This is a genomic window from Rhodospirillaceae bacterium (assembly GCA_028819475.1).
Classification (GTDB): Bacteria; Pseudomonadota; Alphaproteobacteria; order Bin65; family Bin65; genus Bin65.
On the sequence record JAPPLJ010000050.1, the window covers coordinates 330,328 to 354,182 of the forward strand.

A 23,855-nucleotide genomic window follows, 5' to 3' on the forward strand; every position below is an offset into this window, starting at 1 on the left:
CCCGGACCGCACGATGCAAAAATTGACCGAACGGAAACCGGCATCACGGTTTTCGTTCACCACGACGAGGAGAAGGAAATGTTCCGAAAATTGAAAGCCCTGATCGGCGGCGCTGCGCTTGCGCTCGGCCTTTCGATGAACGCACCGGGCGCCGGCGCGGTCGAGTTGACCATGTACTATCCGGTTGCCGTGGGCGGTCCGCTGACGAAGATCGTCGACAGCATGGTCGCGGACTTCATGAAGGCCAACCCGGATATCAAGGTCAACGCCATCTATGCCGGCAACTACAACGACGCGCGAATCAAGGCTCTGGCGGCCCTGAAGAGCGGCAAACCGGCCCAGCTGTCGGTTATGTTTTCGATCGACATTTACGAGCTTATCGAACAGGGAGCCATTGTCGCTTTCGACGATATCGTCGAGACGGCGGAAGAAAAAACCTGGCTCAAGAAGTTCTATCCGTCCCTGATGGAAAACGGCATGACCCAGGGCAAAGTCTGGGGCATTCCGTTCCAGCGTTCGACGATCGTCATGTACTACAACAAGGACGCTTTCCGCGACGCCGGCCTCGATCCCGCAAAAGCCCCGGAGACCTGGGACGAGCTGGTTTCGATGGGCAAGAAGCTGGTGAAAAAGAGCGGCGATCAGACCGTACGCTGGGGCGCCATGATTCCGTCCACCGGCTATCCCTACTGGATGTTCGGCGCCCTGACCAAGCAGAACGGCCAGGTCCTGATGAACGCCGACGGCAACAAGACCTTCTTCGACGCGCCGGCTACCGTCGAAGCGCTACAGTTCTGGCGCGATCTGGGCAACAAGCACGGCGTCATGCCGTCGGGCACCATCGAGTGGGGAACGCTCCGCAAGAATTTCCTCGAAGGCAAGACCGCCATTATGTGGCATTCGACGGGCAACCTCACCGTAGTCAAGAACAAGGCCAAGTTCGACTTCGGCGTTGCCATGCTGCCGGCCAAGAAGAGCCGCGGAACGCCGACCGGCGGCGGCAACTTCTACATTTTCAAGAAAAGCTCTCCGGCCGAGCGCAAGGCGGCCATGAAGCTCATCCGGTTCCTGACCGAACCTGGTCGGACAGCGGAATGGAGCATGAAAACGGGTTACATCGGCACGCGTCCGGACGCGTATCAGACGGAAGCCCTGAAAAAATACGTCGCCGGCTTCCCGCCCGCCGCGGTGGCCCGCGACCAGCTCAAATTCGCGACGGCGGAGCTTTCGACCTACCAGACCGGTCGCGTCCGGAAGCTGCTGGACGATGCCATTCAGGCAACTCTGGTCGGTAAGAAGTCGGCCAAAGATGCGCTCGGCTCGGCCCAGAAACAGGCGGACAGGCTGTTGAAGCGCTATCGCTAGAACGACTGTCGCAGCGGCCCCGAAACGCTGTCTGGCGTTTACGGGCCGCCGCCTTTCGCCGTCGCTCCCATGAGACGATCCCCTTCAAGCATGAACCAGGTATACGGCTGGCTCCTGCTGACGCCGGCCGCAATTTTATTGATCGCCTTTACCTATTACCCCGCGGTTGCAACGCTCGGTCAGAGTTTCTTCTCCGCCGGCACGGCATTGAAACCCTCCGTATTCGTCGGCGTCGAAAACTACAGCTTCATGCTCGACGACGAGGTCTTCTGGCAGGTCCTGAAGAATAACCTCTGGTATGCCGTCGGCACCATTCCCGCGAGCATCGCCATCGCCCTGCTGATGGCGGTCTGGGTGAACGGAAAACTGCCCCTCCGCGGTTTCATTCGCATGAGTTACTTCACGCCGACCGTTTTGCCGATGATCGCGGTCGCCAATATCTGGCTGTTCTTCTACACGCCGCAGATCGGGCTGATCGATCAGGTCGCCGGCGTTCTGGGATTGACGACCTACAACTGGTTGGGAGACCCGGATACGGTGCTGACCTGCATCATCGTTATGACGATCTGGAAGGAAGCCGGCTTTTTCATGATTTTCTATCTGGCGGCGCTGCAATCGCTGCCGCCCGAACTCGAGGAAGCGGCGAAACTGGAGGGCGCCGGCCGCTGGTATTACTTCCGGCGGGTCGTTTTTCCCTTGCTGATGCCCACGACGCTGTTCGTATTGATCAACGCGATCATCAATTCCTTCAAGCTGGTCGATCAGCTTTTTATCCTGACCAAGGGAGGGCCCGACAACGCCAGTTCCCTGTTGCTGTATTACATCTACGAGGTCGCGTTCAGCTTTTTCGATCAGGCCTACGCCTCGACCCTGACCGTCGTGCTTCTGGTCAGCCTCGCGGTTATCGCGATCGGCCAGTTCGTGTTCCTGGACAAGCGGATCCATTATCGATGAGACGGCGCGCCGTCAGCATCCGGGACGGGGTGGAAGCCGGCGCCGCCTGGCTGCTCGCCGCCATCTGGCTGCTGCCGCTCCTCTATGCCTTCTGGAGCGCCTTTCACCCGTCGGAATATGCGGTCCGGTTCGAACTTCTGGCGCCGCTCACGCTGGACAATTTCCGCGAAGCCTGGTCGCAGGCGCCCTTCGCGCGTTACTACCTCAACACATTTCTTCTGGTGTCGTCGATCCTGGCGGCCCAGTTCGTCCTCTGCACCCTGGCCGCCTACGCTTTCGCGCGGTTCGAGTTCCGCGGCCAGAACATCGCCTTCGCCCTCGTCCTGGTCCAGTTGATGATCATGCCGGAGGTGCTGATCGTCGAGAACTACAGGACCATGAGCCAGCTGGATCTGGTCGATACCATCACCGGCATCGGCCTGCCCTACATGGCAAGCGCGTTCGGTATTTTCCTGCTGCGGCAGACCTTCAAGACCGTCCCGAAGGAACTGGAGGAGGCCGCCCGGGTCGAAGGCTGCAATGCGCTGCAGATCCTCTGGAAAGTCTATGTGCCGCTCGCCCGCCCCACCTACATCGCCTACGGCCTGGTTTCCGTAAGCTATCACTGGAACAATTTCCTGTGGCCGCTGGTCATCACCAACTCCGTGACGACCCGACCGCTGACCGTTGGACTGGCCATATTTGGCGCGCCGGAATCGGGCGTTGAATGGCCGATCATCACTGCCGGCACGCTGCTCGCCGTCGCGCCCCTGCTGATCGCCTTCCTGCTGTTCCAGCGCCAGTTCGTGCAATCGTTCATGCACGCCGGAATCAAATGACGACCGTCGTCAGCTGGAACATACAGGCCGGCCTCGGCGTCGACGGGCGGGTCGATCTGGACCGCATCGCCGGTGTGATCGCCACCCTGGCCGATGCCGATGTGATTTGCCTGCAAGAGGTCGAGTGCCCGGGCGACCCGGGCTCCGGGGTCGATCAGTTCGCCGCGATTGCAGACCTGTTTTCGCGCCATGCCGCCATCGAAGGGCCCTGTGTCCAGCGTGCGGCCGGGCGTGAGGAATACCGTTTCGGCAACATGGTGCTGTCGCGATTACCCGTATTGAGCGTCTTCCGCCACCATCTGCCCTGGCCGGCGGCGCCGGGCGTGAAGCACATGCCGCGGCAAGCGACCGAGGTCACGGTCGAAACGCCTGCCGGCCCCCTGCGGGTGGTCACCACGCATCTGGAGTATCACTCTGTCGCGCACCGCCGGGCCCAGGTTGCGCGCCTGCGCGAACTGCATGTCGAGGCCGCCGCCCAGGAGAGGAACCCGGCCGAGGCGCACGCGGCCGGCCCCTATGCCGGCCCGGTGCGGCCCGCCACGTCGGTAACCTGTGGCGACTTCAACATGAGCGTAGAAGCGCAGGAGTACGCGGCCATGCTGGAGTCCTTCGACGATGGTGCGCCGGGACTGATCGACGCTTGGTCCGGGCTGTATCCGGGCCGCCCGCACGATCCCACCTGCGGGGTATTTGACCGCGTACAATGGCCGGCGGGGCCGCATTGCCGGGATTTCTTTTTCGTAACCGAGAATTTGCTGCCGCGTCTCGTATCCCTGTCGGTCGATCTGGAGACCGATGCTTCGGACCACCAGCCGCTGGCGCTGACTCTCGACGATACCGGCTGAGGCGGAGTGCCTGAGAACGGAAAGATCCACGACCTGGCGGTCGTCGGCGGCGGTATCAACGGTGTCGGAATTGCCCGCGACGCGGCGGGCCGCGGCCTCTCTGTGCTGCTCGTCGAGGCCGGCGATCTCGCCGGCGGCACCTCGTCGGCCAGTTCGAAACTGATCCACGGCGGTCTGCGTTATCTCGAGCACGGGCAACTCCGGCTCGTCCGCGATGCCCTGAGGGAGCGCGAGGTGCTGATGGCCAACGCGCCGCACCTCGTGCAGCCGCTACGCTTCGTGCTGCCGCATGTGCCCGCCATGCGGCCGCGGCCGCTGATCCGCCTCGGCCTCTTCCTGTACGACCGCCTGGCGCGCCGGCGTGCCATTCCGGGTTCCACCGGAGTCGATCTGTCGTCGTCGCCCTTGGGAGCACCCTTACGCCGGAAATACAGCCGTGGATTCTCCTACTGGGATTGCTGGGTCGACGACGCCCGGCTAGTGACTATCAACGCCCGCGCTGCTGCCGAACGCGGCGCCGAAATCCTTACCCGCACGTCCTGCGTCGCGGCAGATCGGCTGGAGGGCCACTGGCGTCTGCGGCTGCGCGATGAGGCCTCCGGCGAGGCCCTCGAGGCCCGGGCGCGCGCCCTGGTCAACGCAGCCGGCCCCTGGGTCGGACGGGTCGCCGACTCGATCGATACCGGCAGCGCCGCTGCTGCCGGTCCCCGGATTCGGCTCGTGAAGGGCAGCCATATCGTCGTACCTCGAATCGTCGGCGCGGACGCTGCCTACATCCTTCAGAACGACGACCGTCGCGTCGTCTTCCTTCTGCCATTCGAGGACCGTTTCTCGCTGATCGGTACGACCGACGTGCCGTTCGAGGGGGATGCCGGCGGGATCGCGATCGATGCGGCCGAAACGCAATATCTGATCGCTGCCGTCAGCGGTTTCCTGAAGCGGCCGCCCGCGGCGGCGGATGTCGTATGGTCTTTCTCCGGCGTTCGGCCGCTTTACGAGGACGACAAATCCGCGCCCGCATCCGCAGTCACCCGGAATTACCGGCTCGAACTGGAGGGCGGCGGAGACCGGCCGCCCTTGCTGACTGTCATGGGAGGCAAACTCACCACATTCCGCCGCCTTGCCGAGGATGCCGTGGACCGGCTGGCGCCGCACCTCGCACCGGCCGGCGAGCGCTGGACCGCGTCGGCGCCCCTGCCGGGAGGCGACCTGCCGGCCTCCGACGGCGCGGCCTTCGTCGACGACCTGGCCCACCGGTACGACCGGTTCGACAGGGCATACCTGGTCCGCCTCGTCCGCCGCCACGGTCGCATTGCCGAGGATGTCCTGGGCGATGCACGCAGCCCGCAGGACATGGGCCGGCATGTCGGCGCCGACCTGTACGAGCGGGAGGTTCTGCACATGGCCGCCAACGAGTGGGCCCGCCGACCCGAGGACGTGCTATGGCGCCGGACCAAGACCGGCGTTCATCTCTCGACGGCCGAAAGAGAGGCTGCGGCTGAAGCCCTGGCGGGGATGCTGTGACCGCACCGAGATCCATCGCCGAATGGCCGGCCGCCGGGCGCAGCAGCGTCCTCGGCGTGTTCACCGATATCGATGACACGTTGACCACCGGCGGACGGATCCCCGCCGCCGTCTTCCGCGCCATCGAGGATCTGCGGGACGCCGGCCTGTTGATCGTCCCGGTGACCGGCCGGCCGGCGGGCTGGTGCGACCTGATCGCGCGAACCTGGCCAGTCGACGCCGTCGTGGGCGAAAACGGCGCCCTAGCCTTCCGCTACGACGGGGAGGCAAAACGGATGAGGCGCCTCTATGCCGATTCGGCGCCTGTGCGCGCCGGGAAGAGGCAACGCCTCGAACGGGTGCGCGACGCGATCCTGGACCGGGTGCCGGGCACGCGCGTTTCCGCCGATCAATCCTATCGGGAAACCGACCTCGCCATCGATATCGCCGAAGATGTGCCGCGCCTCCACGAAACCGCCGTCGAACGGATCGTTGCCATATTCGAGGAACACGGCGCGACCGCCCGGATAAGCTCGATTCACGTCAACGGCTGGTTCGGCGACTACAGCAAACTGAGCATGACCCGCCGCATGATGTCGGAGTTTTTCGGCGTCGATCTGGACGCCGCGAAATCGGCCTACGCGTTTATCGGGGATTCGCCGAACGACGCGCCCATGTTCGACTTTTTTCCCGCCGCGATAGGCGTCGCCAACCTGCGCGACCTTGCGCATCGGTGCCCGAGCCTGCCGAAGTGGATCACCGAAGCGCCGCGATCCAGGGGCTTCATCGAACTGGCCGAAGCCATTCTCGCTGCCGAAGCATAAATCGACCTGTACAGCAAGAACCAGCTTATGTCGATGAAGACCACATTTACCCCCGGCCATTACCGCCGCCGCGTGGCGACGAAGATGGCGATCCGGCTGGTGCACGAGTTGTTCGAAGGAGCGGCCTGACGCAATCTACCTCAACGAAATCTTTGTCTATTCGGTAACGGCGGAAAATCGCTTTCGTGCACAATCTCAAGAGTGACTTGGTCGACAGGTATCACCCGCTCGATCGTTGCCGTCGCGTAAGGATACGAATGCACTCGATCCGGTTTTGTGAATCGAACGACTACTCTGATGAATCCGTCTTCTTGTTCAAGTGATAGAATCGGTTCGAAATCCGGAGCGCTACTGAAGTTGCCAGCACCTCGCTCATTGTAGAATCGTGCTACTTGCCTGTCCCTGCTGTTGATATCCGGCTTGGTCGTACTGTCGGGGTTCTTCCGCACCGCCACGATCACGGCGCCGCGCCCGTACCTCGCATGGTAAAGATCGTGTGCGTCGAGCAGAGAGGGGTCAATTAGTTTCCGCATACATTGCTCTCCAATAATTCGGATCAATCCGGTCTATTGATCTTTCTCAGTAAGAACGGAACTGCTCAGACTTTCCGTCACCTTTTACCCCGACGACACGCCCGTGCGGTGGCGGAACAGGGCGCGGTCGCGGGTCAGGCCGAAGATGCTCGCGAAGACGATGCCGGTGCCGACCCAGACCCAGATGTCGGGCCACTCGGCGAACAGGATCAGCCCGGCGACCGCCGCGAAGGGCATGCGCAGGAAATCGAACGGCCCGGAGAAGCTGGCGTCGGCCGCGGCGATGGCGCGCGCCAGGGAGTATTGCGCCCCGGTGCCGAGGAAGGCGATCGCGACGACCCAGTGCAGGTCGCTCCATTGCGGAACATACGAATTGTAGACGAACGGCAGCGCCGCGACGGCGGCGATCATCAGGTTTGTCCAGCCGACGATCCGGCTCGCCGGCTCGGTGCGCGAAAGATGCTTGTTGATCGCCGAGCTGCTGGCGAACAGCACCGCCGATGCCAGCGCCGTCAGCGCCGCGATCTGGATGACCGCGGCCCCGGGCCTGAGGATCACGACGATGCCGGCGAACCCCACGCCGATCGCCGCCCAGCGGACCAGCGACACCTTCTCGCCGAGGAACATGCCGGCCAGCAGGGCAAGGAAGATCGGTGTCGTCCCGCTGAGCACGGTCGCCTCGGCCATCGGCATCCAGGTCAGGGCGAAGTAGAAGCAGGTCTGGGCGCTGAAAATGAACACGCCGCGCAGGACGAACCAGGGCATCGCCTTGCGCAGCGGCCCGCCGTGCCCCATCCGGCCGGCGCGCCGGATCAGCGGCAGCATCACGGCGACGGACAGCAGCCCGCGATAGAAGGACAGGTCGGAGATCGGCACCCGGCCCTCCAGCATGCGCACGCAAACCGCGACCAGGCTCCACAGCGTGACCGCGAGTATCATCCACAGGGCGGCTTGCAGGCGCCGTTCGGGCGCAACCGCTAACGGAGGTTCAGCCACGGCGCGGTCTTCAGCGTGAACGGGCGCTCAGGTCGAAGGGCCTTTCAGCTCGACCGTGTTGCCCTCCGGGTCCGTCAGATAGATCGACGGCCCGTAGCCGGTCGCGCCGTAGCGGACCGCCGCCGCCTCCACGTCGCAGCCGCGCGCTTCCAGTGCGCTGCGGATCGCCGCCTCGTCCCACGGATCGACCAGCAGGCAGAAATGGTCCTGGTTGTGGCCCTCCGGCCCCGGCGCCGGCCCCTTCTGCCGGCCGATCGGCCCGTCGACGGGCGCGAAGTCGATCAGCGCGTCCCCGGCGCGCATCTGCCAGAGGCCGATATCCTCCTGGACCTTCTCGAGCGTGCAGCCGAGCACGTCGCCGTAATAGCGCAGCATGACGTCAATATCCCGGACGCGCAGGACGATATGGTCCAGCCCTTTAATCGGTATCGGATTTTCGGCCATCCGGTGCCCTCTTTCAGCCGGCCCTGCCGCCGGCGAGGCCGGCAAAGCGATCGAGATGGTGATCGGCGTCGCCGAACAGGCTGCCGATCATGGTGATGCGCTTGAAGAAGGCACTGATCGGCATTTCCCTTGTCATGCCCATGCCGCCGTGCATCTGGATCGCTTCCTGGCCGACCAGCTTGCCCTTTTCGCCCGCATAAGCCTTGGCCGCCGAGGCCGCCCGCGCCGCCGCCGGCCCGCCGCCCGCCGCGGCGCGCACGGCCGCCATATAGGCCATCGACTGGGTCTGCTCCTTGTGAATGAACATCTCGGCCATGCGGTGCTGCAAGACCTGGAAGGACGACAGCGGCACGCCGAACTGCTTGCGCGTGCCGATATATTCCCGTGTCTGGCTCACCAGCGCCTCCATCACGCCGGCGGCCTCGCAGCACAGCACGGCCGTGGCCGCATCGATTGCCGGTTCCAGCAGCGCCATGCCGTCGTCGACTTCGCCGAGCACGGCGTCGCTGCTCGCCCTGACTCCGGAAAGCGTCACTTCGGCGGCCCGGCCGTCGTCCATCGTCCTGTAGGGCCGCAGGACAATGCCCTCGGCGCCGGCCTGCAGGAGGAACAGGCTGATGCCGCGCGCTTCGGTCTGCCCGCCCGCGGTGCGCGCCGGCACGATCAGCCGGTCGGCGGACGGCGCGTTGAAAACGACGGCCTTTTGCCCGCTCAGCACATAGTCGCCGCCGCTTCGCTCCGCCTTCGTCGCCACATCGTGGAGCGCATAGCGCGCCTGCGGTTCGGCGAAGCCGGTGGCAAGCTGGAGGTTGCCGGCAATCAGCGCCTCAAGCAGATCGTTCCGACCGGCGCGGGCCAGCAGTCCGCCGCCGAGCACGACCGTCCAGAGATAGGGCTCGACCGCCAGCCCCTTGCCCAGGCCCTCCGCGATCAGCCCGGCCTCGACCGGCCCGCCGCCATAGCCTCCCGCGCTTTCGCCGAACGGCACGCCGAGCCAGCCCAGTTCGGCGAATCTGGACCAGTTCTCCGCGCTCCAGCCGCGCTCGCTCTCGGCCAGACGTGTGCGGACGTCGAAGCCGTAGTCGCGCTCGACGAACCGGTCGACGCTTTCCTGGAGCAGCCTCTGTTCGTCGGTCAGGGCAAAGGGCATGGAATCGTCCCGTCAGCGAAATCGGGCAGCGGCGTCACGAATCCGCCGGGGTCCGGCGCGCCTAGAAGCCCAGCACCATCTTGGAGATGATGCCGCGCTGGACCTCGTTGGAGCCGCCGTAGATCGAGGTCTTGCGCAGGTTGAAATAGGCCGGCGACAGGCTGACCGCATAGTCCGGCCCCACCGACGGTTCGTTCCAGCCGAATTCGCGGGCTTCGGGCGTATCGGGATGGCTGTAGTAGCCGATCGCCTCCATCAGCAGCTCGCCGAGCTCCTGCTGCAGCTCCGTCGCGCGGATTTTCAGCAGCGAGGCTTCCGGGCCCGGCACGCGGCCGGCGCTCTCGGCCGAGACGATGCGCAGCAGGGTCATTTCGAGGGCCATCAGGTCGATCTCGGCCCGCGCGATCTTCTCGCGGAAGCGCGGATCCTCGATCAGCGGCGCGCCGTCCTTCTGTTCCGCCGCCGCGATTTCCGTCAGCTTTTCGAGTTGCGCCTTGGAGCGGCCGATCTCGGCGATGCTCGTGCGCTCGTGGCCGAGCAGGAACTTGGCGATGGTCCAGCCCTTGTTCTCCGGGCCGACCCGGTTGGAGACCGGTACGACGACATCGTCGAAGAACACCTCGTTGACCTCGTGGCCGCCCTCCATGGTAATTATCTGCTTCACCGCGATGCCGGGCGTCGTCATGTCGATCAGCAGGAAGGAGATACCCTCCTGCTTCTTGACCGTGTCGTCGGTGCGCACCAGGCAGAAAATCCAGTCCGCCCAGTGGGCCGCCGTCGTCCAGGTCTTCTGGCCGTTGACGATGTAATTGTCGCCGTCGCGCACCGCCCGCGTCTTGAGCGAGGCGAGGTCCGAGCCGGCGCCCGGTTCGGAATAGCCCTGGCACCACTGGATCTCCGAACTCGCGATCTTCGGCAGATGCTGCGCCTTCTGCTCGTCGCTGCCGAAGGCCTGGATCACCGGGCCGACCATCTTCAGGCCGAAGGGCATGAGGCGCGGACAATGGTTGCGGCCGGTCTCCTCCTCAAAGATGTGGCGCTGCATCGGCGTCCAGTCCGGCCCGCCATATTCGACTGGCCAGCCCGGCGCGCCCCAGCCGTTGGCGTGCAGGATCCGGTGCCAGTTGACATGGTCTTCCCTGGTGAGCTTCAGGCCGCGGCGCACCTTTTCGCGGGTATCCGACGGCAGGCTCCGGTCAATGAAGGCTCTGACCTCGTCGCGGAAGGCCCCGTCTTCGGCGCTGATATCGAGATCCATGCCTTCCTCCCTGCGCGATAAGGCCCGGCCCGGCGGCGTTGCAAACCGCAACCGGCCGGTTGATTCGTCGGGCATCGGATTATAGGAAGCGCCAGAACGTTGCAACCGGACACATCCCGATGAAATACGACGACCTGTTCCGCCTCGACGGCAAGGTGGCCCTGATTACCGGCTCCTCGAAGGGCATCGGCCGGGCGACCGCGGAAGCGATGGCGGCGCAGGGCGCCAAGGTCGTGATCTCCAGCCGCAAGCTGGACAAGTGCGAGGAGGTCGCCGAATCGATCCGGAACGAGGGCGGCGACGCCGTCGCCGTCGCCTGCAACATCTCCCACAAGGACCAGCTACAGGCGCTGGCCGACCGCGCCAACGACCGTTACGGGCGGATCGACATCCTGGTCTGCAACGCGGCGGTCAACCCCTATTTCGGCACGCTGCAGGACCTGCCCGACGAAGCCTACGAGAAGACGACCGGCGCCAACCTGCGCTCCAACATCTGGCTGTGCCAGATGGTGATTCCCCAGATGGCCGAGCGCAAAGACGGCGCGGTCATCATCGTCTCCTCGACCGGCGGGCTGAAGGGCACGCGCTACCTCGGCATCTACGGCATCACCAAGGCCGCCGATTCGGCGCTCGTCCGCAACCTCTCGGTCGAATGGGGCGACCGGAACGTGCGGGTCAACGCCATCGCGCCCTCGATCATCAAGACCGACATGGCGCGCGCCCTGTGGGAGAACGAGGAGATCTACAATTCCGCCGTAAAGCATTATCCGCTCAAGCGCATCGGCTCCGTCGAGGAGGTCGCCGGCGCGGCGGTCTTCCTCGCCTCGAAGGCCGGCAGCTTCACCACCGGCCACACCCTCGTCGTCGACGGCGGCTCGACCATCAGCGGGGAGTTCTAGGGGTTGCGGGGGCGCGTCCCTCGATACGGCGCGCAAGCGCGCCTACTCGGGATGAGGGGTATGGTGTTCGAACTACTACATTCACCCTCACCCTGAGTAGCCCCGGCCCCCGGCCGGGGCGTATCGAAGGGCACGAAGTGCCGTTAAAACTTCCAAAAACTCTGCCAAGCGTATTAAAAAATTAATTCATCATTTCAATAGATTATCTATCGTTTTTCAAGCATCGCGATTTCCCGGACCAGCTTGCTCAGGATCACTTCCTCGAACGGCGTCCGCTCGTCTGCCGTCATGACGAAGGCGCCGGGTCCGCCGATGACCTCCATCCGGTAATGCTCCTCCAGCGGCACGCCGAAACTGGGACGGAAGCTGGTGCCGGTGCGGGTCTTGATCGCCAGGCCGTTGATCGTGATGCCGGCTTCGAGCGCCGCGGCCCGCACGACCTGCAACGGCGGTCCGTTGATCTGCGGGCCGTCGCCGGAAATGTCGATGATCTTCTGCTTGCCTTCGTAGGCGTTGGAGCGGATCTGCTTCGTCGAATAGGCGATGGCGGCGCTGATCGAATTGTAGCCCCAGACCTTGCGCGGCGCCGCGACCAGCCGGTCGGCGAAGGCCTTCGCCGTCGCCGCATCCCGGATCACCGTCCAGTCGACGATGGTTTCGACCGATTCCGGCGCGCCCCATTCGACGAACAGGACGGCGATCCTGCGGAATTCGCCGCCGCGGATCGCGTTGAGAACGAGCGGATGGGTTATCGCCCGCGCATACCCCTTCCGCTGCAACTGGAATTCGATATCGTCGATCGAGCCCGACCCGTCGACCGCCAGAACCAGCTCGACATCGACCTTTTCCGTCGCAGCAGCGGGCGCCGCGGCCAGCGGAGCGAGCAGCAGGGCGCACAGCAGGGCGAGCCTTCTCATGCTGCAACCTACCATAAATCCGCTCAGCGCGCCTCGGCCCATTCGCGGAAGGTCGTCCCCTGCCCCGCGATCTCGCGCAGCAGCGGGGCCGGTTCCAGCCAGTCGGGATCGCAGGTCCGGGCATAGTGCTCCAGCCGCTCCAGGACATGGGCCGGGCCGATCTCGTCGGCCCAGTGCATCGGCCCGCCGCGATAGCGCGGGAAGCCGTAGCCGTAGATCCAGATCAGGTCGATATCGAGCGGCCGGGCGGCGATGCCCTCGGCGAGCAGCTTCGCGCCCTCGTTGATGAGCGGATACAGGCAGCGCTCGAGGATCTCGTCGTCGGAAACGTCCCGCCGTTCAATGCCGAGATCGGCCGACGCCTGCTCGATCAATGCCGTCACCTCGGCATTGGGCTGTGGTGTGCGGCTGCCCTCCGCGTAGTCGTACCAGCCCTTCCGGGTTTTCTGGCCGTAGCGGCCGAGATGGTAAATCGCGTCGGCGATCTTCGATTCGCGCTTGTTGGTCGGGCCGAATTTCTTGAGCCGCTCCTGGCGCACAAGGTAGCCGACGTCGACGCCGGCGAGATCCCCCATGGCGAACGGCCCCATCGGCAGGCCGAAATCGTAGATCACCCGGTCGACGTCCTGGGGCAGCGCGCCCTCCTCGATCAGGAAATTGGCCTGCCGGCTGTACTGGTAGAGCATCCGGTTGCCGACGAAGCCGTCGCACACGCCGCACATCACGCCGACCTTGCCGATCCGGGGCGACAGCTTCATCGCGGTCTGGGCGGTCTCGTCCGACGTCTTCGCGCCGCGCACGATCTCGATCAGCCGCATGACGTTGGCCGGGCTGAAGAAATGGGTGCCGACCACGGCCTCGGGCCGCGCCGTCGCGTCGGCGATCTCGTCGACGTCGAGGGTCGAGGTGTTGGTCGCCAGCACCGCGCCCTCCTTGCAGACGACGTCCAGCGTGCCGAACACCTCCTTCTTGATGTCCATATTCTCGAACACCGCCTCGATGACGATGTCGCAGTCGGCGATGTCGTCATAGCCCGTCACACCGGAGATCAGGCCCATGCGCCGGTCCATCGCCTCCTGGCTCAGCCGGCCCCGGGAGACCGTCGCGGCATAGTTGCCGGCGACGATCCCCAGGCCCTTTTCCAGCGCCTCCGGGCTCGTCTCCAGGACCTTCACCGGGATCCCCGCGTTGGCGAAGTTCATCGCGATGCCGCCGCCCATGGTACCGCAGCCGATCACCGCGGCCTGCTCTATCGTCGCGGCCGGCGTGTCCTTCGGGATCGATGGATGGCGCGCCGCCTGGCGGTCGGAGAAGAAGACGTGGCGCATGGCGCGCGCTTCCGGGGTGCCCTGGCATTCCCGGAACACCTCCCGCTCCGCCTTGACCGCCTCGTCGTAGGGCAGGACGATCTTGGCGACCGCGTCGACCGCCTTGAAGCGGGCTTCGAAGCCGCGCCAGCGCCGGGCCATGCCATTTTTATAGTCGTCGAAGAAGCCGTCGGGGATGTCGCCGATCTTCGAACCGTCCTCGCGCAGCTTCTTCGGCGGCCGGGCCAGCGCCATCGCCGCCGCGGCCTCGACCGGATCGTCCTCGATGGCCTCGACGATGCCGAGTTCGAGCGCCCTGGCCGCCGGCACGAGGTCGCCGCTGACGATCATGTCGAGCGCATTCCTGAGGCCGGCGAGCCGCGGCAGCCGCTGGGTGCCCGTGGCCCCCGGAATCGTGCCGATATTGACCTCCGGCAGGCCGAGCCGCGCCTTCGGGCCGGCGACCCGGAAGTGGCAGCCCAGCGCGACCTCGAGCCCGCCGCCCGCAGCCGGTCCGTTGACCGCGGCGACCACCGTCTTGCGGCAGTCCTCGATGGCGTGGACCCCGTCGGTCAGGCTCGGCACGCCCGGCGGGTTCGGCTGGCCGAACTGGCGGATGTCGGCGCCGGCGATGAAAGCCCGGCCGGCGCCGGTGAGCACCACGCCCTTTACCGCCGGGTCGGCGTCGATGGCGCGCATCGTGTCGTGCAGCTGCTGCCGCATTTCCCAGCCGATCGCGTTGACCGGCGGGTTGTTCAGGGTGACGACGCGCACGCCGTCCGGCCGGTCACGGGTTTCGACGACCGTCTTCGTATCTGTGGTCATGAGTTCGATTCCTTGCGGTCTTTCACGCCTTCCTGGCCGTCATATCGGCCGGAAGGAGTTTCCCATCGTCGCCCCATCGTCGTCATATCGACCGGAGCGGACCGCAGGTCCGCGGAGTGGAGATATCTTTCCCGCGCAGAGCAGGGATCGGAGCGCCGCGCGGGAAAGATTTCTCCGCTCGCTGCGCTCGGTCGAAATGACGGGAATGGGCATGGATTCGGTCGCAACGACGGGAAGGAGCATCGGTTAGAGTTGCGCGCTACAAATGCTTGCCGATCTCCATCCGGGCGATCTGGGCCTTGTGGACCTCGTCCGGGCCGTCGGCAAACCGGAGAATCCGGCCGACCGACCAGAGTTTCGGCAGGATGGTGTCCTCGGTCAGGCCGCAGGCGCCGTGGACCTGCATGGCCCGGTCGGCGACGCGCAGCAGCATGTTCGGCGCCGCCACCTTGATCGCCGCGATTTCCAGCCGCGCGGCCTTGTTGCCGACCGTGTCCATCATGTGGGCGGCGTTGAGCGTGAGCAGCCGGGACTGGTCGATGTCGATCCGGCTCTCGGCGATCCAGTCGCGGATCAGCCCCTGGTCGATCACGCGGGTGCCGAAGGTCGTGCGGTCGGCGGCGCGCCGGACCATCAGTTCCAGCGCCCGTTCGGCCATGCCGATCATGCGCATGCAATGGTGGATGCGGCCGGGGCCGAGGCGCCCCTGCGCAATCTCAAAACCGCGGCCTTCGCCGAGCAGCATGTTGGAGGCCGGCACCCGGACGTCCTCGAAGGTCACTTCCCAGTGGCCCTCCGGCGCGTCGTCGAAGCCCATGACCGGCAGGAAGCGGTGGATCGTGATGCCCGGCGTGTCCGGCTCGACCAGGATCTGCGACTGCTGGTTGTAGCGCGGCGCCTCGGGATCGGACTTGCCCATGACGATCCAGATCTTCGTGCGCTTGTCGCCGGCGCCGGAGGCCCACCATTTGCGGCCGTTGATGACATACTCGTCGCCGTCGCGGCGGATCTCGGTCTGGATGTTGGTGGCGTCGGACGAGGCGACGTCCGGCTCGGTCATGCAGAAGGCGGAGCGGATTTCGCCGGCGAGCAGCGGCTTCAGCCATTTCTCCTTCTGCGCCTCGGTGCCGTAGCGGGTGAACACCTCCATGTTGCCGGTATCCGGCGCCGAGCAGTTGCAGGATTCCGGCGCCAGATGGGGCGAGCGGCCAAGGACTTCGCACAGATGGGCGTATTCCAGATTGGTCAGCCCGGCGCCCAGGTCGCTCTCGGGCAGGAACAGGTTCCACAGGCCGCGCTTCTTCGCCTCGGCCTTGAGCTCGTTCAGGACCGGCGGCGCGTCCCAGCGGTCGCCTTCATTGTGCTGTTCCTCGTAGACCGCCTCGCTCGGGTAGATGCGGCGGTCCATGAAGTCGAGCAGATTGTCCTTCAGCTCCTGCGCGCGCGGCGTCAGATCGCGAAGCATGGGCGGTCTCCCCGGAAATCCCGTATCTCGAAGTCGTCGATTTGCAGTCGGGGCGGACCCTATCGCCCGCGCCGGTCAATGACCAGCGGCAAGGACGCGCGGGCGGTGGCGGGGGATTACCATCGCCGGTCGATGGCGATGTCGTCGAAAACCCTGTCAAGCGATACCAGCGCGCACGTCTCCAGACGCGCTTGGGCCGCGAGCAGACGATCCCAGGGATCACGGTGATCCCAATCGAGATGCGCGGCGTACTCTGCGTGGTCGTGGGAGATGGCTAGTTCCTCGACAGCATTGCGTCTGAGCGCCGCCCGCAATTCCTGCGGCGGCAGGACGACACGACGGCGCCGGGCCTTCAGTTCAATCTCATAGATCGAAACTGCGCTGACCAGCACGTCGTTCGACTGGTCGAAGATCAAGCTCCGCGCGGATTTGGAAAGTCTTTTGTCGCCTGCCATCCACCAGTACGCGGCATGGCTATCGAGAAGCAGCTTCACGGCGACGCCTTGCGCCCGCGCCAGATTCCCAGATTGTCGCTGTAGTCGCCGGCATCGATCGCCGCCTGGTCCGCGTCGTCGCCGTCGAACAGGTCGCCGGGCAGGTTCAGATGGGCCAGCGGCGCGATTTCCCGATGGGCGGGCCCGGACGGCGGAACGAGCCGGGCCTGTGGCTCGCCGCCCTTGGTGATAGAGATTTCTTCACCGGCCTTGGCCCGGGCCAGAAGCGCCGAGAAATTCGCCCGCGCCTCGGCCGTTTTGTATGTGGTGGACGACATGAACGGCCTCCGTGTTTTTGGCCTGGACCAGTTCTCCGGGCCGGCGCCCGGCCGGTTGCAATCTATGTACAACATAGTTGCACAAATGCAAACCGGCGGTGCGGCGGCGCAATGACGCCCGGAGGGCATCGGGACATCGCTTCATTTGTCCCGGTAAAGGGTACCGACCCGGCGCGCGGGGCCTATCCGCGATACACCAGCCGGATCTGCTGCTGCGTCCGTTCGAGGCGGACGCCCTTTGCCCATTGCGCCGAATAGGGGGTCGCCGGGCGGAAATCCGGGATGCGCAGCCACAGGCGCCACAGCACGCGCCTGCGCTCCGGCTCCGGCCAGTCCTCGAAGGCGGTCCGCGTGTGCAGCGCCGTGTAGTTGTTGAGGAACTGGATGTCGCCGCGCTCGAACCGCATCGCGGCGTGGTGCTCCTCTGCCAGGTCCGACATGAACTCGATAGCCTCGCACTGACGGGCCGTCATGTCCGGCGCGTCCGGCAGAGCATGGCCCTTGATCATGTGTTGCGGACCGAACGCGATGCACAATTTGCCGTCGAGGAAATTGAACGCCGGGCTCTCATAGTACGGTAGCTCGCCGGCCTCCATCTCGCCGTGCTTGGTCCAGCAATAGGGCTGCGTCAGCGCCTCGAACAGGTCCGGGCGGCGGCGCAGCACCTCGTTGTACAGCCGGACCGAACTGACGATCTTCGACAGGCCGCCGGACTTCGCCGTGCGCAGGCACAGCAGCCCGACCGCGTCGGTCTGGTCGCAGTGATAGTCCATCGTCGCGCTGGTCTGGTAGCCGCGGTGCCGCGGATGGTCGTAGTCGCGCCCGGCGTCGAGCACATGGCCGATCATGTCGCCTTCGGGGTTGTTGGACTGGGCGGCGCCCATGTGCAGCCCCATCGCCCAGTAGACGACGGCGGTTTCCATGAGCGACAGCTCGTCCAGCGGCAGACCGCGGTAGAGCGCAATGCCCGGCCCGTCGCGCAGCAGGCCGAGCATGGCCTCGACCGTATCGGCGAAGGGGCCGAGGTCGAAATCGCTGCGGCCTGCATCGAGCAGCCGGTTCGGATCGCCGCCCAGCCGTGCCGCGGCGGCGCGCGCCATATCGACCAGATGGGCGGTCTCGGCGGCGGTCGCGTCGAGGCGCCAGTCGCTCCGGGCGGTCAGGTCCGCGCCGGTCCAGTCCGCCGGATCGGCGACGGGCCGGCCCGGGACGGCGACGGGTCGGGCGCTGGCGCTCACCTCGTTCATGCTGCTCCTCCGCAGAAGGTTCGCAACCTCACTATCCCTATCGGAAATGGCTTGCAACGCCGCCGGTCGCGCGGCACATGCCCGGCGCATACCCCTTGCAGCGAGACCCGACCATGCGTCTGACCGATTTCAAGGCCCTCACTTTCGATTGCTACGGCACCCTGATCGACTGGGAGGCCGGCATGATCGCAGCTCTCAAGCCGCTGACCGGCCGTGTGGACCGGGCGCTCGGCCGGAACGAGATTCTGGAGGCCCACGCCTTCCAGGAATCGACGGCCCAGCGGACCAGCCCGGCCAAGCCCTACCCGGAACTCCTCGCCGTGGTCTACAAGCGCCTTGCCGAGGAATGGGGCGTCCCGGCAAGCTGGGAGGAGTGCCTCGCCTACGGCGCGTCGGTCAAGGACTGGCCCGCCTTCGACGACAGCGCGGAATCGCTGCATTATCTGAAGCGGCATTACAAATTGATCGTCCTGTCGAACGTCGACAACGCCAGCTTCGCCCACTCCAACCGCAAGCTGGAGGTCGACTTCGACGCCATCTACACCGCCGCCGACATCGGTTCCTACAAGCCGGCCCCGCGCAACTTCGAATACATGCTCGAGCAGCTCGCCCGCCACGGCGTCGGCAAGGACGACATCCTCCACACGGCGGAGAGCCTGTTCCACGATCACGGGCCGGCCAACGATTTCGGCCTCGCCAACTGCTGGATCTACCGCCGCCACGGCGAGGCCGGGGCCGGCGCGACCATGCCGCTCGCCGAACGGCCACGCACCGATTTCATGTTCCACTCCCTGGCCGACTTCGTCGCGGCCCACAAGGCGGAACTGGCGGCAGCATAGCGCCGCGCCCCGGTTTCGTTTGACGCGCCGGGACGAGGCGTTAGGTTTCCCCTACTTCGATCAAGGGGGAGCGAGGGCGTGACGGATCCGTTGATCTTCGAGAAGGAACCGCAGGACGGCGTGCCGCTGGCCGACGCGGAGCCGCCGGCCTTTCTGGAACCGACCTGGTATATGGATTTCGACGAACCGGACGTGCAGGATTATGCAGAGCGCAACGCCGGCGACGCGCCCGACCATCTCGGCAAGGCGGTCAACCTGTTCTACGCCATCCGGGACGATTTCCTCTATTCGCCCTATTCCATCCCGATCGACCGGGCGGAATACAAGGCGAGCGCCCTGATCCGGCGCGGCAGCGGCTGGTGCGTGCAGAAATCGCTGGCGATGGTGGCCTGCTGCCGCCATCTCGGCATCCCGGCCCGGGTCGGCTATGCGGACGTCAAAAACCACCTGACGACGCCCAAGCTGCGCGACGCCATGGGCACCGACATCTTCTCCTATCACGGCTATGCCGATATCTGGCTCGAGGGACAGTGGGTGAAAGCGACGCCGGTGTTCAACCGCACCCTGTGCGAGAAGGCGCGGGTCAAGCCGCAGGAGTTCGACGGCCGGGGCGACGCCCTGTTCCAGGAATACGACGCCGCCGGCCGCCGCCACATGGAATATCTCCAGGATCGGGGTATTTACAGCGACATTCCCTTCCACGAAATCATGACCGACTTCGCCTGGCGCTATCCGAAATACAAGGAGGAGCAGTGGAATCTCGGCGGCTCGGATCCCGAGAGCTTCGCCGACGACGCCGCGGGCCACGCCCAGCCGGAGACCGGCGCCGGAAAAGCGGCCTGAGCATGCCGGACGGCGCCGCCGCTCCGGAAATGACGGCCGAACGGGTCAAGGCCCTCGCCGCGGGCCTGGGCGCCGACCTTGTCGGCATCGCCAGCGCCGAAACGCTCAACGCCTTCCCGCCCGACCCGCGCTGGCCCCAGACGCCGGACCGGGTCTCGCCCCACGTCAAGTCCGTGGTCGCCATCGTCCAGCACATCCCGGTCGCCGCCTTCCGGGCCAAGACCAACATCGCCGTCCAGTATATCGACATGCTGGTGCTGCGCCGGATGGACCGGATCGCCTTCCGGATCGCCGAGGCGCTGGAGGACGCCGGCCATCCCTCCTTCGTCACGGCAGCGCAGGAGACCGACTGGAACCTGAAGCGGGCCAGTTACGGCCGGCTCTCGACCCGCCATCTCGGCATCGAGGCCGGGCTCGGCACCTTCGGACTCGAGGTCAACATCCTGACGCCGGAATACGGGCCGCGGGTCTATCTCACCGGCATCCTCACCGAGGCCGAGCTGGAGCCGGACGAGATCCTGACCGAGCAGGTCTGCATCGGCGAAAGCTGTTCGCGCTGCCTGTATTCCTGCCCGTCCGACGCGGTGCGCCATTTCGGCATCGACAAGCGCGAATGCGCGACCGAGGCCCAGGAATTCGGCTACGCCCAGATCACCGGCTTCTTCGACCGCTATATCGGCCTCGACCGGGAGCGGAAGCGCGATTTCAACAAGAGCCGCGGCGTGTTCGGCTTCTGGCAGGGGCTGCTGCGGGTCGTCGGCTCGTTCGGCGACTGCCCGCGCTGCCTGGCGGTCTGCCCGGTCGGCAACGACTATCACGCCTACCTCGCCGACGTGCAGAAGTTCATCCCCGAGAAGACGCCGCAAAAGGTCGAAAAGGCCAAGGCCTTCAAGCAGGCGCGCAAGGACGGCGCCGAGATCGACGGGCTCAACGACTGGAACGAACGCTGGGTCGGCCCGGAGGGCTACAAGGGCATGGTCGCGCGCCAGGTCCAGGCGTTCAAGAAAGCCCAGCGCGAGCGCGAGGCGGCGGCTGCCGGAGCGGAGGACTGACCCCGTGGCGGTTTCCGTCTTCCAGGAGGCCCTGACCGCGGCCGACATCAAGGCGAAGGCGCGCGAACTCGGCGCCGACCTGGCCGGCATCGCCGACAGCGCCGAGATCAACGCCAACCCGCCCGACCCGGCCGACCCGCGCATTCCGGCCGACATCTCGGACTACGACGCCGACCGGGTGATCGTGCTGGCCAAACGGCTGTCGGCCGGCGTGACGCGCATCCCGCGCTGGGACGAGCGGCACAAATATTACAACGACGAACTGACCATGACGACGCTCGAGGAGATCGCCCTCGAGCTGGTGCTGTGGCTGGAAGCGAAAGGCTGGCCGGCCCTCATCGTGCCGCCGACCCATGTCGATCCCTGGCGCTACCGCGGCGATCCCGGCGAGCCGATGAAGCCGCTGCTCTCCCTCGACCATTGCGCCGTCGAGGCCGGGCTCGGCACCCTCGGTCTGAACCTGCAGCTGCTGACGCCGGAATACGGCCCGCGGGTGATGCTCGCCGGCGTGCTCTGTTCGGCGCCGGTCGAGTGCGACAGCCGGACGGAAACCGCCCTGTGCAAGGGGCCGGAATGCGGGCGCTGCCTGCGCACCTGCCCGGGCGACGTCGTCGGCCACTGGGACCGCGACTGGGCGGGCTGCGACAAGTTCCGCGCGCCCCACGGCTTCCATCATCTGACCGACTTCATGGACCGGATGCTCGACGCCGAACCGGCGCAGCAGAAATCCATGTTGCGCTCGGAAGACACCTTCGACCTGTGGCAGTCGATCCTGCGCGGCGCCGGCGCGATCACCGGCTGCCGGCGCTGCCAGGACGTCTGCCCGGTCGGCGCGGATTTCGAGCGCATGATCGGCGATTCGCTCGACGACATGCCCGAGGACAGCGAAGAAAAGCGGGCGCGGCTCGCCGGCTATGCGGAAGCCGAAGCGGCCGGGCCGATGCCGGAGGGCTACGAAGCGCAGAAACGCTGGATCGGCCGGTTCGCATGACCCTTGCGTTCCCGAAGTCCCAGGCCGAAATCGACGCCATCCGGCGGGAGCGGATGCGCGCCGCCGCCGAGGCCGCGCTCCGCGCGCCGCTCCATCGCAAACGCCTGCCGGCCGACCTCGATCTCGACCGCATCCACGAGCCGGACGAATGGCGGCGCATCCCGATCCTCGACAAGGAGGAGCTGCGCGCCCTCTCCCCGCGCGCGTTCATGACCGACTTCAACATCGCGCCGCGCGAGGACATCGAGGAATACTGGCGATCCGGCGGCTCGACCGGCAAGCCGCTGTTCTATCCGCGCACCTTCCGGGACATGGAGTTCATGTTCGAGGGCTTCCGGCGCGGCATCCATCTCGCCGGTGTCCGCGCGGGCGACACGGCGCACATCTCCTACCCGCTCGGCATCCATCCGGTCGGCCATGTCAGCGCCCGGGTCTGCCAGCAGATGGGCGTCGGGGTGAACTGGGCCGGCGCCGGCGCCAACACGCCCTCGGCGGTCCAGGTCGAGCTGATCGACCAGATGCGGCCGACGGTCTGGATGGGCATGCCCGGCTATGCGCTCCATCTGGCGAATCTCGCCGAGGCCGCGGGCTTCGACCTGAAGAACTCCTCCGTAGAGAAAATCCTGTGCTGCGCCGAGCCGCTTTCCGCCGCCAAGCGGGCCAAGATCGAGAGCATGTGGGGCGCCACCGTCTACGACGGCTTCGGCATGACCGAGATGTGCATGATGGGCGCGGAAGACGAGCTGCACGACGGCTTCCGCATGTGGACCGACATGTTCCACCTCGAAGTGCTGGACCCGGAGAGCCATGAGCCGGTCGGCCCCGGCGAGGAAGGCGTGCTGGTCTCCACGGCCCTGTGGAACGTCAACGCCACGCCCTTCATCCGCTGGAATTCCGGCGACCTCGTGGTCTGGCGCTCGATTGAAGCGGAAGGCGACGGCTACAGCGTCTTCCCGCGCCTCAAGCACGCCCACCGCACGGCCGGCTTCTTCAAGGTCCGCGGCATCAACATCACGCACGGGGACTTCGAGGATTTCATGTTCGCCATGGCGGGCGTGCAGGACTTCAAGTGCGAGGCGCTGGCCGGCCCGGACGCGCTCGACGTGCTGCGCGTGTCCTACGAGGCCCGGAAGGAGGCGGACGCCGACGCATTGGCGGCCCAACTGTCCGAGAAGATCCGCACCGTCTTCGAACTGCGCCCCGAACTGGTCCAGCTCGACCTCGGCACGCTGGCCCGCGAATTCGAAGGCGCCGTGAAAGCGCCACGGTTTCAGGACCGGCGGTAGGCGGCGTCAATCGACCAGCGGGTTGCGAGTGGCGAGGCCGGGAAAACGGCCGAAGTCCCGGTCAGCGGTCCAGAGCTCCGATACTCCGTGGGCGAGGCAAAGCGCAGCAATCCGCGCATCGTGCACCGCCGGGCCGCGGACCCGTCCCGCCAGAAGCTGCGCCTTCAATACCGTCCAGTGCGCGCTGGTTTCCGCAAGCAGACGGACAGCCGGGGAAGCGAGCCAGACCTCGACCTGGTCCAACGCCTGCGTGATCGTGGAGGGCGGGTCGTAGATCGCCGGATGGGAGGCGACGGCGATGAACTCGTGCACGCAGGGCCAGGGCAGCCCCCAAGGCGCGCGCCCTTCCGCAAGCCGCCGGAGGCAGGCCCGCGCGGGCCCGTGCCGGTCCGAGTCGGCGCGGTGGGCGTAGACCAGGATATTGGTGTCGACCGCGATCAACTTCCCCGCCCGGCATAGGCGGCGTCGCGGATCCGGTCCCAAATCCGGTCTTGGCCGGCCTCGCGAAACGCAGCCTGCAAGCCCCGGCCGCCGACGCTGGCGTCGCGCAGGGTAAACGGTGCCGGCGCCTGCCCGGCGCGCAGCACCTCGATCAGGCCCCGTTCGACGAGCGAACGGAAGGTGACGCCCTCCTGCGCCATGTAGGCCTTCACCTCTTCGGCGAGACCGTCGGAAATTTCCACCGTGGTTTTCATACCGTACTCCCGTTATCCGGGATATGG

24 protein-coding genes are annotated in these 23,855 nt (G+C 66.0%); 12 read left to right on the plus strand and 12 right to left on the minus strand.

Annotated elements, in window-relative coordinates:
- The first annotated feature begins 78 nt into the window (after positions 1–78).
- The 6 genes from OXM58_16045 to OXM58_16070 all read left to right on the plus strand — a co-directional run bounded on the left by OXM58_16045 (position 79) and on the right by OXM58_16070 (position 6,309).
- Positions 79–1,365 (plus strand): ABC transporter substrate-binding protein, encoded by a 1,287-nt coding sequence (locus OXM58_16045; GenBank protein MDE0149877.1) that lies wholly within the window; start codon positions 79–81, stop codon positions 1,363–1,365.
- A 90-nt stretch (positions 1,366–1,455) separates the two neighbouring features.
- Positions 1,456–2,319, plus strand: coding sequence for a sugar ABC transporter permease (locus OXM58_16050; protein MDE0149878.1), 864 nt, complete (start codon positions 1,456–1,458; stop codon positions 2,317–2,319).
- Positions 2,316–3,137 carry a carbohydrate ABC transporter permease gene (locus tag OXM58_16055; protein MDE0149879.1) on the plus strand — a complete coding sequence of 274 codons (822 nt, stop codon included), beginning with the start codon at positions 2,316–2,318 and terminating at the stop codon, positions 3,135–3,137. Before OXM58_16050 ends, OXM58_16055 begins: the two co-directional genes overlap by 4 nt.
- Positions 3,134–3,982, plus strand: a complete 849-nt coding sequence (locus OXM58_16060) for an endonuclease/exonuclease/phosphatase family protein (GenBank protein MDE0149880.1) — start codon at positions 3,134–3,136, stop codon at positions 3,980–3,982. The genes OXM58_16055 and OXM58_16060 overlap by 4 nt, the downstream gene beginning before the upstream one ends.
- Before the next feature lie 6 nt (positions 3,983–3,988).
- The gene (gene glpD / locus OXM58_16065) at positions 3,989–5,506 is read left to right on the plus strand and encodes a glycerol-3-phosphate dehydrogenase (protein ID MDE0149881.1); all 1,518 of its coding nucleotides are present in this window, start codon (positions 3,989–3,991) and stop codon (positions 5,504–5,506) included.
- The gene (locus OXM58_16070) at positions 5,503–6,309 is read left to right on the plus strand and encodes an HAD-IIB family hydrolase (GenBank protein MDE0149882.1); all 807 of its coding nucleotides are present in this window, start codon (positions 5,503–5,505) and stop codon (positions 6,307–6,309) included. Before glpD ends, OXM58_16070 begins: the two co-directional genes overlap by 4 nt.
- Before the next feature lie 617 nt (positions 6,310–6,926).
- Here the strand turns inward: OXM58_16070 and OXM58_16075 are convergent.
- From OXM58_16075 to OXM58_16090, 4 genes are all read right to left on the minus strand, one after another.
- Positions 6,927–7,838 (minus strand): DMT family transporter, encoded by a 912-nt coding sequence (locus OXM58_16075; GenBank protein ID MDE0149883.1) that lies wholly within the window; start codon positions 7,836–7,838, stop codon positions 6,927–6,929.
- Positions 7,839–7,865: 27 nt separating this feature from the next.
- Complete coding sequence (locus OXM58_16080; protein ID MDE0149884.1) at positions 7,866–8,282, minus strand: VOC family protein; 417 nt, start codon at positions 8,280–8,282, stop codon at positions 7,866–7,868.
- Positions 8,283–8,295: 13 nt separating this feature from the next.
- On the minus strand, positions 8,296–9,432 hold the full coding sequence (locus tag OXM58_16085; GenBank protein MDE0149885.1) for an acyl-CoA dehydrogenase: 1,137 nt from the start codon (positions 9,430–9,432) through the stop codon (positions 8,296–8,298).
- A 61-nt stretch (positions 9,433–9,493) separates the two neighbouring features.
- Entirely contained in the window at positions 9,494–10,690 is a 1,197-nt protein-coding gene (locus tag OXM58_16090) for an acyl-CoA dehydrogenase family protein (protein MDE0149886.1), read from the minus strand.
- A 119-nt stretch (positions 10,691–10,809) separates the two neighbouring features.
- On the opposite strand from OXM58_16090, the gene OXM58_16095 reads away from it, so the two are divergent.
- Positions 10,810–11,589 (plus strand): glucose 1-dehydrogenase, encoded by a 780-nt coding sequence (locus OXM58_16095; protein ID MDE0149887.1) that lies wholly within the window; start codon positions 10,810–10,812, stop codon positions 11,587–11,589.
- Between the two features lie 206 nt (positions 11,590–11,795).
- Here the strand turns inward: OXM58_16095 and OXM58_16100 are convergent, their stop codons facing one another.
- The 6 genes from OXM58_16100 to OXM58_16125 all read right to left on the minus strand — a co-directional run bounded on the left by OXM58_16100 (position 11,796) and on the right by OXM58_16125 (position 18,122).
- Positions 11,796–12,506, minus strand: coding sequence for a DUF1194 domain-containing protein (locus OXM58_16100; protein ID MDE0149888.1), 711 nt, complete (start codon positions 12,504–12,506; stop codon positions 11,796–11,798).
- Between the two features lie 23 nt (positions 12,507–12,529).
- Positions 12,530–14,638, minus strand: coding sequence for a 3-hydroxyacyl-CoA dehydrogenase NAD-binding domain-containing protein (locus OXM58_16105; protein ID MDE0149889.1), 2,109 nt, complete (start codon positions 14,636–14,638; stop codon positions 12,530–12,532).
- 259 nt (positions 14,639–14,897) lie between these two features.
- Positions 14,898–16,103, minus strand: a complete 1,206-nt coding sequence (locus OXM58_16110) for an acyl-CoA dehydrogenase family protein (protein ID MDE0149890.1) — start codon at positions 16,101–16,103, stop codon at positions 14,898–14,900.
- 116 nt (positions 16,104–16,219) lie between these two features.
- A complete protein-coding gene (locus OXM58_16115) occupies positions 16,220–16,597 on the minus strand; it encodes a type II toxin-antitoxin system VapC family toxin (protein ID MDE0149891.1) in 378 nt (125 codons plus the stop codon).
- Entirely contained in the window at positions 16,594–16,875 is a 282-nt protein-coding gene (locus OXM58_16120; GenBank protein ID MDE0149892.1) for a type II toxin-antitoxin system prevent-host-death family antitoxin, read from the minus strand. The genes OXM58_16115 and OXM58_16120 overlap by 4 nt, the downstream gene beginning before the upstream one ends.
- 182 nt (positions 16,876–17,057) lie before the next feature.
- Positions 17,058–18,122, minus strand: a complete 1,065-nt coding sequence (locus OXM58_16125) for a TauD/TfdA family dioxygenase (GenBank protein ID MDE0149893.1) — start codon at positions 18,120–18,122, stop codon at positions 17,058–17,060.
- A gap of 113 nt (positions 18,123–18,235) precedes the next feature.
- Here OXM58_16125 and OXM58_16130 point away from each other — a divergent pair, with 113 nt between their 5' ends.
- The 5 genes from OXM58_16130 to OXM58_16150 all read left to right on the plus strand — a co-directional run bounded on the left by OXM58_16130 (position 18,236) and on the right by OXM58_16150 (position 23,133).
- Entirely contained in the window at positions 18,236–18,961 is a 726-nt protein-coding gene (locus OXM58_16130) for a haloacid dehalogenase type II (GenBank protein MDE0149894.1), read from the plus strand.
- Positions 18,962–19,039: 78 nt separating this feature from the next.
- The gene (locus tag OXM58_16135; protein ID MDE0149895.1) at positions 19,040–19,804 is read left to right on the plus strand and encodes a transglutaminase family protein; all 765 of its coding nucleotides are present in this window, start codon (positions 19,040–19,042) and stop codon (positions 19,802–19,804) included.
- A 2-nt stretch (positions 19,805–19,806) separates the two neighbouring features.
- Entirely contained in the window at positions 19,807–20,856 is a 1,050-nt protein-coding gene (locus OXM58_16140; protein ID MDE0149896.1) for a hypothetical protein, read from the plus strand.
- A gap of 4 nt (positions 20,857–20,860) precedes the next feature.
- Positions 20,861–21,847, plus strand: coding sequence for a hypothetical protein (locus OXM58_16145; protein ID MDE0149897.1), 987 nt, complete (start codon positions 20,861–20,863; stop codon positions 21,845–21,847).
- Positions 21,844–23,133 (plus strand): AMP-binding protein, encoded by a 1,290-nt coding sequence (locus OXM58_16150; GenBank protein ID MDE0149898.1) that lies wholly within the window; start codon positions 21,844–21,846, stop codon positions 23,131–23,133. The genes OXM58_16145 and OXM58_16150 overlap by 4 nt, the downstream gene beginning before the upstream one ends.
- A gap of 6 nt (positions 23,134–23,139) precedes the next feature.
- Here OXM58_16150 and OXM58_16155 read toward each other — a convergent pair whose 3' ends face one another.
- Both OXM58_16155 and OXM58_16160 read right to left on the minus strand, forming a co-directional pair.
- Positions 23,140–23,574, minus strand: a complete 435-nt coding sequence (locus tag OXM58_16155) for a PIN domain-containing protein (GenBank protein ID MDE0149899.1) — start codon at positions 23,572–23,574, stop codon at positions 23,140–23,142.
- Positions 23,571–23,828: a hypothetical protein gene (locus tag OXM58_16160; GenBank protein MDE0149900.1), complete on the minus strand. Its 258-nt coding sequence runs from the start codon at positions 23,826–23,828 to the stop codon at positions 23,571–23,573. Before OXM58_16160 ends, OXM58_16155 begins: the two co-directional genes overlap by 4 nt.
- Positions 23,829–23,855 lie beyond the last annotated feature (27 nt).